Genomic DNA, 14,817 nt, shown 5'->3' on the forward strand with positions numbered 1-14,817 from the left:
CGCATGTCAGACATCTCGAGCAGCGCGCTGCCCCGTCAGGTCGCCGACGCCTACGTCGACGCACTCATCGAACTCGACCCCATCACGGGCACCTATCTGGGTGTGCCCGAAAGCTCGCGCCGGCTGCCCGACTTCTCACCGGCCGGTCAGGAGGTCTCCGCCGGCCTCATCCGCGCGACGCTGCGGAAGCTGGACGCCGCCGAGCGGCTCCCCGGTGCGGACAGCGATGCCGAGCGGCGCTGCGGACGGCTCCTGCGGGAGCGCCTGACGGCGGAACTCGCCGTGCACGAGGCGGAGGAGGGCCTGCGGGCCGTCTCCAACCTGTCGTCGCCCGCTCACAGCATCACCGAGGTCTTCACCCTCATGCCGACCGCGACGGAGGAGGACTGGAAGGCGATCGTGGAGCGCCTGCGCGCCGTGCCCGCCGCCTACGAGGGGTACCGCTCCTCCCTCGCCCTCGGTCTGGAGCGCAAGCTGTACGGCGGCCCGCGCGCGACCGCCACGTTCGTCGGGCAGCTCACGCAGTGGGGCGGGGAAGGCGAGGGCGACGGGTTCTTCGCGGAGTTCGTCGCTCCGGGGCCCGCGTCCCTGCGGGCGGAGCTGGACGAGGCCGCTGGGCAGGCCGCAGCCTCGGTGCTCGCGCTGCGGGACTGGATGCGCGACGTGTACGCCCCGGCGATCGAGGGCGCCCCCGATCCGGTCGGCCGGGAGCGCTACGCCCGCTGGTCGCGGCTGTACAACGGCACCGACCTGGATCTCGACGAGGCGTACGCGTACGGCTGGTCGGAGTACCACCGGCTGCTCGCCGAGATGAAGACCGAGGCCGAGAAGGTGCTGCCCGGGGCCGGGCCCTGGGAGGCGCTCGCCCACCTGGATGTGCACGGCAAGCACATCGAGGGGGTGGACGAGGTCCGCGACTGGCTCCAGAGCCTGATGGACGAGGCGATCGAGGCGCTGGACGGCACCCACTTCGACCTCGCGGAGCGGGTGCGGAAGGTGGAGTCCCGGATCGCCCCGCCCGGCGGGGCCGCCGCGCCGTACTACACCAGCCCCTCCGAGGACTTCTCCCGCCCCGGGCGCACCTGGCTGCCCACCATGGGCGAGACCCGCTTCCCGGTGTACGACCTGGTCTCCACCTGGTACCACGAGGGCGTTCCCGGCCACCACTTGCAGCTCGCGCAGTGGACGCACGTCGCCGACACCCTCTCCCGCTACCAGGCCTCGGTCGGCATGGTCAGCGCGAACGCCGAGGGCTGGGCGCTGTACGCGGAGCGGCTGATGGACGAGCTGGGCTTCCTGCCCGACCCGGAGCGGCGGCTCGGCTATCTGGACGCCCAGATGATGCGCGCCTGCCGGGTGATCGTCGACATCGGCATGCACCTGGAGCTGGAGATCCCGGCGGACTCCCCCTTCCACCCGGGCGAGCGCTGGACCCCCGATCTGGCCCAGGAGTTCTTCGGCAACCACAGCGGCCGCCCCGCCGACTTCGTGGAGAGCGAGCTGACCCGCTATCTGTCGATGCCCGGCCAGGCCATCGGCTACAAGCTGGGCGAGCGCGCCTGGCTGCTCGGCCGGGAGAACGCGCGCGCCGCGCACGGCGACGCGTTCGACCTGAAGGCGTGGCACATGGCGGCGCTCTCGCAGGGATCGCTGGGCCTGGACGACCTGGTGGACGAGCTGTCACGGCTCTGACCGGGCCGGTGGTACGTACGGTCCGGAGTCTCTTCAGGTGAAGGAAGGCAGCCCGTCATGAGTGAGCGCAACGGATTCCTGTTCTGCGCCGACCCGTTGAGGGCGTCGCGGCCCGATCCGCAGTTCGCCGAGGACATCGCGGCGGCGCGTGCGGCGGGCGGCCGGATCGCCCTGCTCGATCATGACGCGCTGCTCGCCGGTGACGCGGCCGGGGCGGTGGCGCGGGTCGCGCGGGACTCCGGACCGTACTGGTACCGGGGCTGGATGATCCCCTCCGCCCGGTACACACAGCTGGAGACGGCACTCGGCGCGCGGGGCTGCACCCTGCTCACCGACGCCGTCGGCTACCGGCGGGCACATGAACTCCCCGGCTGGTACGAGGAGTTCTACGGGCTGACGCCGCGCAGCGTCTGGTGCGCCGTGGCTCCGGGGGGCCCGCCGCCCGCCGCCGACGAGCTGGCCGGGCTCGTGGCACCCCTGGGGACGGGACCCGGCATCGTGAAGGACTTCGTGAAGTCCCGCAAGCATGAATGGGACGAGGCCTGTTACGTACCGGCGCTGGCGGACCACCATCAACTGGCTTCCGTGGTGGACCGGTTCGTCGACCTCCAGGGTGACTTCCTCGCGGGCGGTCTGGTGCTGCGGGCCTTCGAGCCGTTCGCCGCCGGCGGCGAGGCGCGGGTGTGGTGGGTGGACGGGGAGGCGGTGCTCGTCACCGCCCACCCGGACACCCCCGGCCTGCGCCCCGCCCCCGAACTCTCCTCCGTGCGGGAGGCGGTGGGCCGCCTCGGGCTGCGCTGGGTCACCACCGACCTGGCGTTGCGCGAGGACGGGGTGTGGCGGGTGGTGGAGGTCGGGGACGGTCAGGTGAGCGGGTGTCCCGCCGGGGCGGGGACGGCCGACCTGTTCGCCGCGCTCGCGGCTGCCGGGGCGCGCTGAATCCCGCCGTGCCTGCGGGCGCCTCCGCCCGGACTCGTTGGGGCTCAGCAGCCGCAGTCGGCCGCGTCGACCGGAGCGGTCAGCGGATCGGCCGCGCGCCGCTCGCCGCCCTCCCAGGTCTCGTAGGCGAACCCTTCGCGCACCCAGTACTCGAACCCGCCGAGCATCTCCTTCACATGGAACCCCAGTTGGGCGAGGGCCAGAGCCGCCCGGGTCGCGCCGTTGCAGCCCGGCCCCCAGCAGTACGTCACCACGGGGACGGCCGGGTCCAGCAGCGCCGCCGCCTGCTCGGGGATCAGGGCGGTGGGCAGGTGGACCGCTCCGGGGATGTGCCCCTGGTCCCAGGAGGCCGTGGAGCGGCTGTCCAGGACGACGAACCCGGGGTCGCCGTCGGCGGCGAGCGCGGCGGCGACATCGGAGACGTCCGCGTGGAAGGCGAGCGAGGCACCGAAGTAGGCGGCCGCCGCGGCGGGGGAGGCGGGCGGGACGCGCAGAACGGGGTGGGCGGCCGTGGCCGTGGAGTGCGAGGTCATGACCATGAATCTATGGCCGCGAAACCAGACCGAGAAGTGGGATTCCCCGGCGCTCCTCTTGATTCGCCGGGGATTTCCCTGTTGCCTCGGTGAGGTGACCGACTATTCCCCGGACGCCACCGACTGGCGCATTCTCGATGTCCTCCAGCGCGACGGCCGCGCCACCTTCGCCGAGCTCGCCCGTGCCGTCGCCATGTCCCCGAGCGCCGTGACGGAGCGGGTGCGGCGGCTGGAGGAGCTGGGGGTGATCAGCGGATACGCGGCGGTGGTCGACGCCGAGCGGCTCGGGCTGCCCCTCCTCGCCCTGGTGCGCCTGCGCTACCCGAACGGGAACTACAAGCCCTTCCACGATCTGCTGGACACGACGCCGGAGATCATCGAGGCCCATCACGTCACCGGCGACGACTGCTTCGTCCTCAAGGTCACGGCCCGCTCGATGAAGCATCTGGAGGAGACCACCGGGCGGATCGGGGCGCTGGGTTCGGTCACCACGAGCATCGTGTACTCCTCACCGCTCCCCCGCCGCGCGATCGGCCGTTGACGCCGGGCGCGGCAACGCGCAGGAAGCGGCCGGCCGGACATCACAGGCGGTGACGGACCGACGAACCCTGGCGCTCCTTCACCACTTCGAGCCGGACCGGGATCCGGCGGCGCAGGTCGGCCACATGGCTGACGATGCCCACGCTGCGGTCCCGTTCCCGCAGGGAGTCCAGTACGTCGAGCACCTCGTCCAGCGTCTGGTCGTCCAGACTGCCGAACCCCTCGTCGATGAAGAGGGTGTCCAGGCGTACGCCGCCGGCCTCCTCGGTCACGACGTCGGCGAGGCCCAGCGCGAGGGCCAGCGAAGCGAAGAACGTCTCTCCGCCGGACAGCGTCGCGGTGTCGCGTTCGCTGCCGGTCCAGGCGTCGACCACATGCAGTCCCAGTCCGGCACGGCGGCCGCCGGTGCGGGCGTCGGAGTGGACGAGCGTGTAGCGGCCCGAGGACATCCGCTGGAGCCGTGCGGTGGCGGCCGCCGCCACCTGTTCGAGGCGGGCGGCCAGGACGTACGCCTCCAGGCGCATCTTGCGTTCGTTGTCGGCGGAGGTGCCCGCCGCCAGGCCCGCGAGCCGGGCGATCCGCTCGTACTCCTGGCGTACGGGGCCCAGCCGCCGCACCTCGTCGGCGGCCTGCCGGGAGAGCCGGGTCAGCTCGCCGCAGCGCTCGTCGGCGGCGGCAAGCGCGGACGCCGCCTCGCGCAGCAGCCGTTCCGCCGTCTCGAACTCCGCTTGTGCCGCTGACGGTTGAGCAGTGGGCTGTTCCGCGGCCTCGCGGGCGTCGCGCTCGGCTCGGCGGTCGGCCACCGCGGCGGCCTCGGCCTGCCAGGCGTCGATGCGGTGCTGGAGGTCGCGTTGGGCCGCGGCGTCGAGAAGCGTCGCGGCGGCGGCCTCGGGCGTGTCGAAGCCGGCCCGGAACGCCGCGTCGGAGAGCCGGTCGTCGGCCTCCTTCCGGCGCTGTGCCGCGTCCTGTTCGGCGCGTACGGCCTCGGCAGCGTCCGCCAGCAGCGCCACTCGGCGGGTCAGGCGGTCCGCGTAGGCGGCGACGGATCCGGACTCGCCCCGGACGGCGGTGAGTTCGTCGTGCAGCGCGGCCTGTTCGCGGTCGAGCGCCTCGCGCCGGGAGGTGCGGGCGGCGGCCCGGCGCTCGGCCTCCTGCCGGAGTTCGAGGCGGCCCGCGTGCTCGCGCTCGGCGGCGTCGAGGGCTTCGCGGGCGGCGTGTGTCCCGGCGGCGAGTCGGTGCGCCTCGGCGTGCTCGGCGGTCAACCGGTCGACGATGTCGCGGAGTTCGTCGACGGACGGACCGGGGCCCGGCACCGCGCCGTCGTCGCCGCTCGCCACCAGGGCCGCCGACGACGCCCCCCGGCCACCGGACTCCGTGTCGCGGGCATTCCCCTCACGCGCCTCCGCGTCGGCGGTGGCGTGGCGTTCGCGGACGAGCCCGAGGGCCTGCTCAGCGCGGGTGCGGGTCTCTTCGGCGTCACGGTGGGCGGCGAGGGCGGCCTCCTCGGTGGCCCGGTCGACATGGCCGTCGGCCTCGGCGGCCGGGGCCGGGTGCTCGGCGGAACCGCAGACGGTGCAGGGTGCGCCGTCGACCAGCCCGGCGGCCAGCTCCGCCGCGATGTCCCGCAGCCGCTGCTCCCGCAGTCCGAGCCAGGTCTCGTGGGCGGCGAGGGCGCGTTCACGGGCGCCGGCCAGCTCCTCCCGGGCGGCCCGGACCTCGGCGGCCAGGGTGTCGCGGCGGCGGGCGGCCTCCAGTCGGCGGCGGGCCGGGGCGAGGAGTCCGGCGAGCTGTTCGGCGCGGGTCGCGGCCTCCTGCGCGGTCGCGACGGACTCCCGGAGCCCGGTGTGGACGGTGTCCCAGCCCGCGAGCCAGGCTTCGGTGTCCCGGACGGTCGCGTCGTCGGCCCGGGATTCGCGCTCCAGCCGGTCGCGCTCCTCGTCGATCTCGGCGCTGCGCGCCTCGGCCCGGCGGGCTGACTCCAGTCCGCCCAGCTCCTGCCGGAACCGGCGTTCCAGCTCGGCGAGCTGGTCGGGGCCCGCGTCGGCGAGGTCGGGCGGCAGCTGCGCCCTGGCCCGGCCGAGGACGTCGGCCGCCCGGTGGTGGGCCCGCTCCGCCTCCTGGCGCAGCTCCAGGGCGGGGGCGACCCGGTCGGCCTTGCGGGCGCGGTCCAACTCCTCCTGGCGGCGGTCGTGTTCCGGCCGCCGCTCCTCCAGCGCCGCAGCGCGCCGGCGGGTCTCCTCGTACCGCTGCTGGAGGCGGGCGAGTTCGCGTACGGCGTCCAGGGCGTGGCGGGCCTCGCGCTGCCGGTCCTCGGCCCGGGCGACGACGTGGTGGGCGATGCCGAGCCGTTCGCGGGCCGTGGACCGGGCGATGGCGGCCCACTCCAGCACCGCTTCGGCGAGGCCGGGTTCGCCGGGCCGGGCGGCGATCGGGGTGGCCTCGGCCCCCGCGGGTCCGGCCGCCTGAGCGATGCGCTGGGCGAGGGCGAGGATCCGTTCGTCGGCGGCGGTGACCTTGGCCTCGGCGCCCCGGCGCAGTTCGGCGAGGCGTTCCTCGACGGCGGCGAAGCGGCGGGTGTCGAAGAGCCGGCCGAGGAGCTTGCCGCGGGCCTCGGCGTCCGAGCGCAGGAAACGGGCGAAGTCGCCCTGCGGCAACAGCACCACCTGGCAGAACTGGTCCCGGCTCATACCGATGAGCTGGGTCAGCTCCTCGCCGATCTCCTGGTGCGACTTGCTGAGGGCGTGCCAGCCGCGCTCGGGGTCGTAGCCGCGCAGCCTGCTCTGGGCCTTCTCCACGGTGAAGCCGTCGCCCCGCTTCTTGGGGCGGGGCTGGGCGGGGCTGCGGGTGACTTCGAGGCGGCGTCCGCCGACGGTCAGCTCCAGCTGGACCTCGGTGGGCAGGTCCACGGGGGCGTGGTCGCTGCGCAGGGCGGCCCCGGGGCTCTGCCGGGCGCCGGGGACGGCTCCGTACAGGGCGAAGCAGACGGCGTCCAGCACGGAGGTCTTGCCCGCGCCGGTGGGTCCGTGGAGCAGGAAGAGCCCGGCGGAGGAGAGGGCGTCGAAGTCGACTTCCTGGGTGGTGCCGAACGGGCCGAAGGCGGTGATGCTCAGGCGGTGCAGTCTCACCGGGACACCTCGCGCACGGTCTCGTCCACCCGGACGTCGTCGAACGCGCCGCGCAGCACGGTGCGTTCGAGGTCGCTGGGACCGCTGCCGCCGCGGACGTGGGCGACGAAGTCCTCGGCGATCTGGTGGTCGTCGCGGCCCTTGAGGCGCTGGGCGTAGGAGGCGAGCGGATCCTCGGGGGGCCGTTCGGGGTCGAAGACGAGGCTGAGGGTGTGCGGGAAGCGCCGGGCGAGGCGGGCCATGGGCTCGGCGGGGCGTACCGGGTCGGTGAGGGTGGCCTCGACCCAGGCGTGCTCGTGGCGGTCCAGCGCGGGGTCCTCCAGGAGGGTGTCGAGGCGGCCCCGGAGCCGGGCGAGGGGCCGCTCCACGGGGCAGTCGATCCGCTCCTCGGCGGCGATGCCTCCGTCGGCGTCGAGGTCGATGAGCCACATGGTCTTGCGGTGGTCGGCCTCGGAGAAGGAGTAGGCGAGCGGCGAGCCGGAGTAGCGGACCCGGTCCGTGACCCGCTGGGAGCCGTGGAGATGGCCGAGGGCCGCGTAGTCGACGCCGTCGAAGACCCCGGCGGGGACGGCGGCGACCCCGCCGACGGTGATGTCGCGTTCGCTGTCGCTGGGCTCCCCGCCCGCCACGAAGGCGTGCGCGAGGACGACGGAGCGGGTTTCGGCGGGGCGGGTGGCGAGGTCGGCGCGCACCCGGTCCATGGCGGCGGTGAGGACCGCCTCGTGGCCGGCCCTGTCCGCGCCCAGGGCCTCCTTGACCAGGGCCGGTTCCAGGTAGGGCAGTCCGTAGAACGCCACGTCGCCGTGGTCGTCGGCGAGGACGACGGGGGTGGCGCAGCCCTCGGGGTCGGTCCGCAGGTGGATCCCGGCCCGGTCGAGGAGCCCGGCGCCGACGCCGAGCCGGCGGGCGGAGTCGTGGTTGCCGGAGATCATGACGGTGGGGACACCGGCGTCGGCGAGCCGGTGCAGCGCCCGGTCGAACAGCTCGACGGCGGTGAGCGGCGGCACGGCCCGGTCGTAGACGTCGCCGGCGACGAGGACGACGTCCACCTCGCGTTCCCGGACGGTCGCCACGAGACGGTCGAGGTAGGCGGCCTGGGCGTCCAGCAGGGAGACGCGGTGGAAGGACCGGCCCAGGTGCCAGTCCGAGGTGTGCAGGAGCCTCACGCCATCACTCCGCCGGTCTTGGCCTGCATCGTCGTCGTCCTCCACCCCGTGGGCCGCGCACCGGCGGCCCGTGATCCCGCTCGGCACCGACCACGCTAACGCCGCCGGGCCGCCGGACCCCCATCGATCATGATTTTCGCCCCCGTGGGATTGCCCTCACTTCACGCGGTCGCGTCCCCGTACGCCTCGCCGCCCAGCTCCAGGGTCGCGGTCCCCGCGGTCGCGTCGGCCAGCCAGCCGGTGAACGCCTCGACGTCGCCGTCCGGCAGCCCGATGTCGATGGTGACGGCCTCGGCGTACCGCACCTCCCGGACGTCACGTCCGGTGGCCCGCAGGTCGTTCTCCAGCTTCCCGGCCCGCTGGTGGTCGACCCGGATCGTGGCGAGCCGGAAGCGCCGCCGGGTGATCGTGCCGAGCTCGTCGAGGGCTTCGCCGACCACTCCCCCGTACGCCCGGATCAGCCCGCCCGCCCCGAGTTTGACCCCGCCGTAGTAGCGGGTGACGACCGCCACGACGTACCGCGTCTCCCGCCGCATCAGCATCTGCAGCATGGGCACGCCCGCCGTGCCGCCGGGTTCGCCGTCGTCGCTCGCCTTCTGTACGGAGGCGTCGGCGCCGATCACGTACGCGAAGCAGTTGTGGGTGGCGGTCGGGTGCTCCTTGCGGACGCGGGCGACGAAGTCCTGCGCCTCCTCCTCGGTGGCGGCTGGGGCGAGCGAGCAGAGGAAACGGGATCGGTTGATCTCGCTCTCGTGCACACCCGCGCGGGCGACGGTCCGGTACTGCTCCTGCATCCGTCCACCCTATGCGCCGCCGCGGGGGCGGGTTCCGGCGGGAATGGGGAGGTGGGGGCCGCAGGTTGTCCCGGCATGAACGCAGACGGCATGAACGCGGACGGCAACACGGACGGCGGCGGCGCGGGGGTGGACGCGTACGCGGACGACGCGACGATCCGGCGGATTCTCCAGGACACGGGCGACACCTGGGCGGTGGTGGGCCTGTCCGGCAACCGTTCCCGGGCGGCGTACGGGGTGGCGGAGGTCCTCCAGCGGTTCGGCAAGCGGGTGGTGCCGGTGCACCCGAAAGCCGAGACGGTCCACGGGGAACAGGGGTACGCCTCGCTCGCGGACGTCCCCTTTCCGGTCGACGTGGTGGACGTGTTCGTCAACAGCGAGCTGGCGGGCGCCGTCGCGGACGAGGCGGTGGCGGTCGGCGCGAAGGCGGTGTGGTTCCAGCTCGGCGTCGTGGACCGGGAGGCCTACCGGCGGACGCGCGCGGCGGGCCTGGACATGATCATGGACCGGTGCCCCGCGATCGAGATTCCGCGGCTGGGTGCTCGCGCCTGAGCCGCCCGGGTGTGCGGGGCGCCCCTGCGTGGGCAGAATCCCCGCCGTGAACGACGCGGACGTGACCGACGTGACCGACGGGGGGGCCCGGACGACGGCCGCGCTGACCGCGCTCGGCGTCCGCCCCGGTGATGTTCTCCTGGTGCATGCCTCGCTGCGCTCGCTGGGACCGGTGGCGGGCGGGGCACGGGTGGTGCTGGGCGCGTTGCGCCGGGCCGTCGGTCCTTCGGGGACGGTGGTGGTGCCCGCCTTCACCCCGGAGAACTCCGACACTTCTCCGCACTACCGCGAGCGGGTGCGGGGCCTGGACGCCGGGGCGGTCGCCGCGATGCGCGCCGCGATGCCGGCGTACGACCCGGCGCTGACGCCCGCGCCGTCGATGGGCGCGCTGGCCGAGACCGTACGGACGGCGGCGGGGGCCGGGCGCAGCGCGCATCCGCAGACCTCGTTCGCCGCGCTCGGCCCCGTGGCGGCGCGGCTGCTCGCCGGGCACCGGGCCGACTGCCACCTCGGGGAGGACTCGCCGCTGGCCCGGCTGTACGAGGAGGATGCCCGGATCCTGCTGCTCGGCACCGGCTACGCCACGTGTACGGCGTTCCATCTGGGCGAGTACCGGATGCCCGGCCCGCCGCGCCGGAGCTACCGCTGTGTGGTGGCGTCGCGGGGGGTGCGCCGGTGGTGGGAGTACGAGGATGTCGCCCTGGACGACGGGGACTTCGCCGCCCTGGGCGCGGCCTTCGAGGAGGCCGCCGCCGAGGGGGACGTACGGGCGGGGCGCGTGGGCGCGGCGGAGTGCCGGCTCGTCCGGCTGCGGCCGGCCGTCGACTTCGCCACGGCCTGGCTCACGGAGCACCGCACAGCGGGGAGCTGAGCCGGCCGTCCCGGCCGTTTCAAGGGGCGACCCGCCCGCCCCGGCCCTTCGGGGGCTCAGACGCCGAGGCCCTCGACGACCACCGCACCCGGGAGGGCGGCGAGCGCCTTGCCGGGGACGATGAGTTTGCCGCGCCGGCTGCCACTGCCGATCAGGACCCACTCCTCGTCCACGACGGCGGGGTCCAGCAGGAGGGGCCAGGCGGCGGGCAGGCCGATCGGGGTGATGCCGCCGTACTCCATGCCGCTCTCGCCGACCGCCGTGTCCATCGGGGCGAAGGAGGCCTTGCGGGCGCCGAGGTGCTTGCGGACCGCGCCGTTGACGTCGACCCGGGTGCGGGAGAGCACCACGCAGGCGGCGAGGGTGACGTCCTGGCCGCGCTTGCCCGCCACGACGACGCAGTTGGCCGAGGTGTCGAGCAGTTCGACGCCGTGGTGCTCGGCGAAGACGGCGGTGTCGGCGACGGCCGGATCGCTGTCGACGTGGACGAGCTGCTCGGCGGTGAACCCGCCCCAGCCCGCGGTCAGCGCCGCGACGACGGGGGCGGGGAGCAGGTCGAGCCGTTCCGCGGCGGGAGCGGCGTCCTCGAAGGTGCCGATGGGAGCGCGCATGGTGCTCACGCTAACAGCGACGGGCGGCCGCCCGGCCGGGCGTCTCAGCGGACGGGCGGGATGGCGACGGCCATGGTGAAGACCGTCGGTTCGCCGCCCTCGTTGCGGTAGCCGTGCGGCACGTGCGCCTCGAAGGTGGCGGAGGTCCCGGCGGGGACGGCATGGGCGAGACCGTCGACGAGCAGGGTCAGTTCGCCCTCGGTGACGTGGAGGAGTTCGACGGTGCCCTCGGGGTGCGGGTCGGACGTGGTGCCCTCGCCGGACATCAGCCGGCAGGTCCACAGTTCGAGCGGGCCGCGGGCCTCCGCTCCGACGAGCAGCGTGGTGGAGCTGCCCGCCTCGGTGGACCACATGCGGACGGCCCGGCTCTCCGGGACCAGCCGGACCTGGGGCCCCTGCTCGTGGTCGAGGAGGGTGGTGATGGCGACGCCGAGCGCGTCGGCCAGCTTCACCGTGGTGCCGACGCTCGGGTTCGTCCGCGCCTGCTCGATCTGGATGATCATCCCGCGGCTGACCCCGGAGCGGGCCGCGAGGGCGTCGAGGGTGAAGCCGCGCTCGCCCCGCCAGCGCTTGAGGTTGCGGGCCAGCGACTGGGTGAGCTGGTCGAGGTCGGACACGTACCGTCCCTGCGGTGGATGGCGGAATGCGGATGCCGGCGTACGGGTGGCCGGGGCGCGTACGGCGCATGCCGGGGTCAAGAATATTGCACCGTCGTACGGCGCACTCCACCGTCCACCGGGCCGTACCGGCGTCCTACGGGGTCTCCCGCACCTCGTCCGGCTCGGCCAGGGCCAGCAGCTGCTCGGGCGTGACGCCCTTGGGGATCGGCACGGGGGCGGGCGTGCGCAGGGGCGGCTGCCAGCCCTTCTCCGGGTCCCAGCTGCGCACGACGCGCGCGGGGGCTCCTGCCACCACCGCGTGGTCCGGGACCTCGCCCCGGACGACGGCGCCCGCCGCGACCACCACGTTCCGGCCGAGCCTGGCCCCGGGCAGGATGACCGCGCCGGTGCCGATCCAGCAGCCGGGGCCGATCGCCACCGGCTCCATCCGGGGCCACTGCCTGCCCACGGGCTCGTGCGGGTCGTCGTAGCTGTGGTTGGTCGAGGTGATGTAGACGTACGGACCGCAGTACGTGTCCGAGCCGATGGTCACCGTCGTGTCGGCGATCACATGGCTGCCGCGCCCCAGCACCACTCCGTCGCCCAGGGTGAGGATCGGGTCGGGCCCCAGGTCCAGGTCGGGCATCATCCCGGCGGTGAGGGTGACCCGCTCGCCGATGATGCAGTGCGCGCCCAGCTCGATCCACCGCTCCCCGAACACGGTCCCCTGCGGGAAGGCGAGCCGGGTGCCCGCGCCGATCGCGCCGAACCGCAGCCGCCCGGGGTGCTCGGCGGTGACCGCGCCCGTCCGCTGCGCCCAGGCCCAGCCGGCGTGGACCGCTCGGGAGGCGGCGCGGCGCGGCCAGCGGGCGAGGAAGGAGAACGCGTTTCGGTTCTTCGGCACGCGCTCACGGTAGTCGGCGGCGCGGTGGGCGCTCCCCGCGGTGACCTGTGATGTTCGCCCCACTGCGCGGTGCCCGGCGAAGGCCGTCGCCTACCGTGGGAGTCGGCCTGATCCGGTGGAGAGGGCCCAGGAGCACCACACCGGCGCGAAGGAGTAGGCGATGGCGGAGCAGGCGTTGATCACGGGCATGGGCGGCAAGGAGCCGGACATCGACGTGGACGCTTTTGTGGCCCCGACCTCCGTGGTGATCGGTGAGGTGACGCTCGCCCCGGGCTCCAGCGTCTGGTACCAGGCCGTGCTGCGCGCCGACTGCGGTCCGATCACGCTCGGCCCCGACAGCAACATCCAGGACAACTGCAGCGTGCACACCGACCCCGGTTTCCCGCTCACGGTGGGCGCGAGGGTGTCGGTCGGCCACAACGCGGTGCTGCACGGCTGTGTGATCGAGGACGACGTGCTGGTCGGGATGGGCGCGACGGTGCTCAACGGCGCGCACATCGGCGCGGGTTCGCTGGTCGCGGCGCAGGCTCTGGTCCCGCAGGGGATGCGGGTGCCGCCGGGCTCGCTCGTCGCGGGGGTGCCCGCGAAGGTGAAGCGGCCGCTGACCGCCGAGGAGCTGGAGAGCATCCGCTTCAACGCGGCGGGGTACGTGGAGCTGGCGAAGGCGCACCGCGAGGCGCACGGGGCTGACGCCCGCGTCCCGCCGAAACACCAAGCCGGGCCGCCGCCCTCCCGTTCGAGGAGGGAGGCGGCCCGTCTCATGTGCGTACGGCGTCCCGCTTGCGTACGGCGGTGGTCAGCCGTTGGGGCGCAGGGTCCACACGACGGTCATCTCGCCGGTGACCGCGCCGTCGGCGCGTGTGATCTCGATGGCGACGGGGAACTCCGGCCGCTGTCCGGCGTCCAGCTCGGCGACCACGTCGGCGATCGGGCGGCCGAGGGTCGCGGTGGCGGTGACCTCGCCCATGGCGAGCTTCTTGTAGCCGATCTCGGCCTTCACCGCGAGCGGCACGGCCCGCGACATCTGGTCGCCGAAGGCGGCGATGACGATCGCACCACTGGCGGACTCGGCGAGCGTGAACATCGCTCCGGCGTGCGGGCCACCGACGTGGTTGTGGTAGTCCGCCTGGTCGGGCAGCCGGACGACGGCGCGCTCCGGGGTGGTCTCCAGGAATTCGAGGTTGAGGGTCCGGGCCATCGGAACCGTGGCGACGAGCATCTCGCCCACGGTCATCTGTTCAGCGCTCATGCCCGAAGGTTACTCACCAGTAGCACCGTTTGGCCATCCCCTTGTGACGGCTCCGGTACAGGGCTGACGTAGAAGTGGGCGCACGGCCCATCTATGGTTACTGGCCATGTGGCCAGGAACGCAGCCGCCCGGGGGCGAGCAGAACCCGCAGGACCAGAACCAGAACCCGTACCAGCAGCCGGGGTACCAGCAGCCGAATCCCTATCAGCAGCCGGGATATCCGCCGCAGGGCGGGCCCGGGCAGCCGTCCGAGCCGGGCTACGGGTACCCGCAGGGCCAGCCCGGCGGGCAGCCGGGGTACCAGCAGCCCAATCCCTACCAGCAGCCGACGGTGCCGCAGTACGCCGTCCCGGGTCCGCCCGGCGGGCCGAAGCCCGGGGACGACAAGAAGAAGACGACGATCGTGGCGATCGTCGCGGCGCTGGCCGTCGTGATCGCGGCGGGCGTCACCGGCTTCCTCGTCCTCGGCAAGGACGACGACGAGGGCAAGAACGTCGCCGGAGGCGAGAAGACCGCGTCGCCGAGTGCCAAGCCGAGCGAGACGGCCACCGGCTCCGCGCCGCCCGTGGAGAACCCGCGGGGCTCCGACAGCGACCCCAAGCCACTCATTCCGGGGTGGAAGGTCGTCACCAACCCCAAGTGGGGCACGCAGTTCGACGTTCCCGGTGACTGGGAGGTCGCGAGCTCGGGAATGTTCTCCGGCTTCGAGGACGCCAAGAAGGAGGACGGGTCGCCGGTCGCCGGCTTCTCCGCACCCGCCTACTACAAGAGCAAGTGGTGCGTCGACGACTCCGACGGGGACGGCCGTGAGGAGGACACCGGGCTCGCCGGCGTCGGGACGAAGGGCGCCCAGGGCGCCAAGAACACCGACGAGGCCGCGCGGAACGAGGCCGCCAACTGGGTGTGGGCCGCCTACGCCCAGCTCGACCCGAAGTCCAAGGTCAAGATCGGCAAGGCCAAGCCCTTCACCACCAAGTCGGGTCTCTCCGGCAGCGTCGCGCAGGCCACCGCCCTGGAGCTGGCCAACAAGGAGAAGTGCGACAGCGACGGGAAGTCGATCGCGTTCTCCTTCAAGAACTCCAAGGGCGACTTCTCGACCTGGGTCCTCTACGCCGCCACCGGCGTCAAGGACGAGCTGCCGGACACCACCATCCAGCAGATCCTGAGCACGGTCCGCCTCGCGGGTGAGCCCACCGGCTGACACCCGCACCGCGCAGCGCGTTCCCGCACCACCCTGCCGCC

Annotated in this window: 14 protein-coding genes and 1 pseudogene; 7 read left to right on the forward strand and 8 right to left on the reverse strand. The window is 73.8% G+C overall.

Features of this window, described 5'->3' with window-relative positions; translation table 11 throughout:
• The first annotated feature begins 3 nt into the window (after positions 1–3).
• Positions 4–1,692, forward strand: a complete 1,689-nt coding sequence (locus tag CCZ36_RS03150; protein ID WP_128816989.1) for a DUF885 domain-containing protein — start codon at positions 4–6, stop codon at positions 1,690–1,692.
• A 57-nt stretch (positions 1,693–1,749) separates the two neighbouring features.
• Positions 1,750–2,631, forward strand: a complete 882-nt coding sequence (locus CCZ36_RS03155) for an ATP-grasp domain-containing protein (RefSeq protein WP_128816990.1) — start codon at positions 1,750–1,752, stop codon at positions 2,629–2,631.
• 44 nt (positions 2,632–2,675) lie between these two features.
• Here CCZ36_RS03155 and CCZ36_RS03160 read toward each other — a convergent pair whose 3' ends face one another.
• Positions 2,676–3,170: a rhodanese-like domain-containing protein gene (locus tag CCZ36_RS03160; protein WP_128816991.1), complete on the reverse strand. Its 495-nt coding sequence runs from the start codon at positions 3,168–3,170 to the stop codon at positions 2,676–2,678.
• A gap of 88 nt (positions 3,171–3,258) precedes the next feature.
• Between CCZ36_RS03160 and CCZ36_RS03165 the strand changes: the two genes are divergently transcribed.
• Positions 3,259–3,705: an Lrp/AsnC family transcriptional regulator gene (locus CCZ36_RS03165; protein WP_069742491.1), complete on the forward strand. Its 447-nt coding sequence runs from the start codon at positions 3,259–3,261 to the stop codon at positions 3,703–3,705.
• 40 nt (positions 3,706–3,745) lie between these two features.
• On the opposite strand, the gene CCZ36_RS03170 is transcribed toward CCZ36_RS03165, so the two are convergent.
• The 3 genes from CCZ36_RS03170 to CCZ36_RS03180 all read right to left on the reverse strand — a co-directional run bounded on the left by CCZ36_RS03170 (position 3,746) and on the right by CCZ36_RS03180 (position 8,789).
• On the reverse strand, positions 3,746–6,829 hold the full coding sequence (locus tag CCZ36_RS03170; protein ID WP_128816992.1) for an AAA family ATPase: 3,084 nt from the start codon (positions 6,827–6,829) through the stop codon (positions 3,746–3,748).
• The gene (locus tag CCZ36_RS03175) at positions 6,826–7,995 is read right to left on the reverse strand and encodes an exonuclease SbcCD subunit D (RefSeq protein WP_128816993.1); all 1,170 of its coding nucleotides are present in this window, start codon (positions 7,993–7,995) and stop codon (positions 6,826–6,828) included. The genes CCZ36_RS03170 and CCZ36_RS03175 overlap by 4 nt, the downstream gene beginning before the upstream one ends.
• A gap of 161 nt (positions 7,996–8,156) precedes the next feature.
• Positions 8,157–8,789: a YigZ family protein gene (locus tag CCZ36_RS03180; protein WP_069736116.1), complete on the reverse strand. Its 633-nt coding sequence runs from the start codon at positions 8,787–8,789 to the stop codon at positions 8,157–8,159.
• Positions 8,790–8,879: 90 nt separating this feature from the next.
• Here CCZ36_RS03180 and CCZ36_RS03185 point away from each other — a divergent pair, with 90 nt between their 5' ends.
• Positions 8,880–9,341, forward strand: coding sequence for a CoA-binding protein (locus CCZ36_RS03185; RefSeq protein ID WP_069736222.1), 462 nt, complete (start codon positions 8,880–8,882; stop codon positions 9,339–9,341).
• A 37-nt stretch (positions 9,342–9,378) separates the two neighbouring features.
• The gene (locus tag CCZ36_RS03190; RefSeq protein WP_128819394.1) at positions 9,379–10,212 is read left to right on the forward strand and encodes an AAC(3) family N-acetyltransferase; all 834 of its coding nucleotides are present in this window, start codon (positions 9,379–9,381) and stop codon (positions 10,210–10,212) included.
• 56 nt (positions 10,213–10,268) lie between these two features.
• Here the strand turns inward: CCZ36_RS03190 and CCZ36_RS03195 are convergent, their stop codons facing one another.
• From CCZ36_RS03195 to CCZ36_RS03205, 3 genes are all read right to left on the reverse strand, one after another.
• On the reverse strand, positions 10,269–10,823 hold the full coding sequence (locus CCZ36_RS03195; protein ID WP_069736114.1) for a YbaK/EbsC family protein: 555 nt from the start codon (positions 10,821–10,823) through the stop codon (positions 10,269–10,271).
• Positions 10,824–10,867: 44 nt separating this feature from the next.
• Positions 10,868–11,440 (reverse strand): helix-turn-helix domain-containing protein, encoded by a 573-nt coding sequence (locus tag CCZ36_RS03200; protein ID WP_069736113.1) that lies wholly within the window; start codon positions 11,438–11,440, stop codon positions 10,868–10,870.
• Between the two features lie 136 nt (positions 11,441–11,576).
• Entirely contained in the window at positions 11,577–12,326 is a 750-nt protein-coding gene (locus CCZ36_RS03205) for an acyltransferase (RefSeq protein WP_128816994.1), read from the reverse strand.
• Between the two features lie 160 nt (positions 12,327–12,486).
• Between CCZ36_RS03205 and CCZ36_RS03210 the strand changes: the two are divergent.
• Positions 12,487–13,008 (forward strand): annotated as a pseudogene (locus tag CCZ36_RS03210) (gamma carbonic anhydrase family protein); the annotation flags it as partial.
• Between the two features lie 114 nt (positions 13,009–13,122).
• Here CCZ36_RS03210 and CCZ36_RS03215 read toward each other — a convergent pair.
• A complete protein-coding gene (locus tag CCZ36_RS03215) occupies positions 13,123–13,560 on the reverse strand; it encodes a DUF4442 domain-containing protein (protein WP_006122944.1) in 438 nt (145 codons plus the stop codon).
• A gap of 121 nt (positions 13,561–13,681) precedes the next feature.
• On the opposite strand from CCZ36_RS03215, the gene CCZ36_RS03220 reads away from it, so the two are divergent.
• The gene (locus CCZ36_RS03220) at positions 13,682–14,776 is read left to right on the forward strand and encodes a hypothetical protein (RefSeq protein ID WP_069736111.1); all 1,095 of its coding nucleotides are present in this window, start codon (positions 13,682–13,684) and stop codon (positions 14,774–14,776) included.
• Positions 14,777–14,817 lie beyond the last annotated feature (41 nt).

The organism is Streptomyces sp. S063 (assembly GCF_002832675.1).
In the GTDB taxonomy this organism is placed as follows: Bacteria; Actinomycetota; Actinomycetes; order Streptomycetales; family Streptomycetaceae; genus Streptomyces; species Streptomyces sindenensis.

Coding starts and splice junctions, on each gene's coding strand:
- CCZ36_RS03155 (WP_128816990.1), top strand. CDS start 1,750: ATGAGTGAGCGCAACGGATTCCTGTTCTGCGCCGACCCGTTGAGGGCG.
- CCZ36_RS03150 (WP_128816989.1), top strand. CDS start 4: ATGTCAGACATCTCGAGCAGCGCGCTGCCCCGTCAGGTCGCCGACGCC.
- CCZ36_RS03185 (WP_069736222.1), top strand. CDS start 8,880: ATGAACGCGGACGGCAACACGGACGGCGGCGGCGCGGGGGTGGACGCG.
- CCZ36_RS03195 (WP_069736114.1), bottom strand. CDS start 10,823: ATGCGCGCTCCCATCGGCACCTTCGAGGACGCCGCTCCCGCCGCGGAA.
- CCZ36_RS03215 (WP_006122944.1), bottom strand. CDS start 13,560: ATGACCGTGGGCGAGATGCTCGTCGCCACGGTTCCGATGGCCCGGACC.
- CCZ36_RS03220 (WP_069736111.1), top strand. CDS start 13,682: ATGTGGCCAGGAACGCAGCCGCCCGGGGGCGAGCAGAACCCGCAGGAC.
- CCZ36_RS03160 (WP_128816991.1), bottom strand. CDS start 3,170: ATGGTCATGACCTCGCACTCCACGGCCACGGCCGCCCACCCCGTTCTG.
- CCZ36_RS03180 (WP_069736116.1), bottom strand. CDS start 8,789: ATGCAGGAGCAGTACCGGACCGTCGCCCGCGCGGGTGTGCACGAGAGC.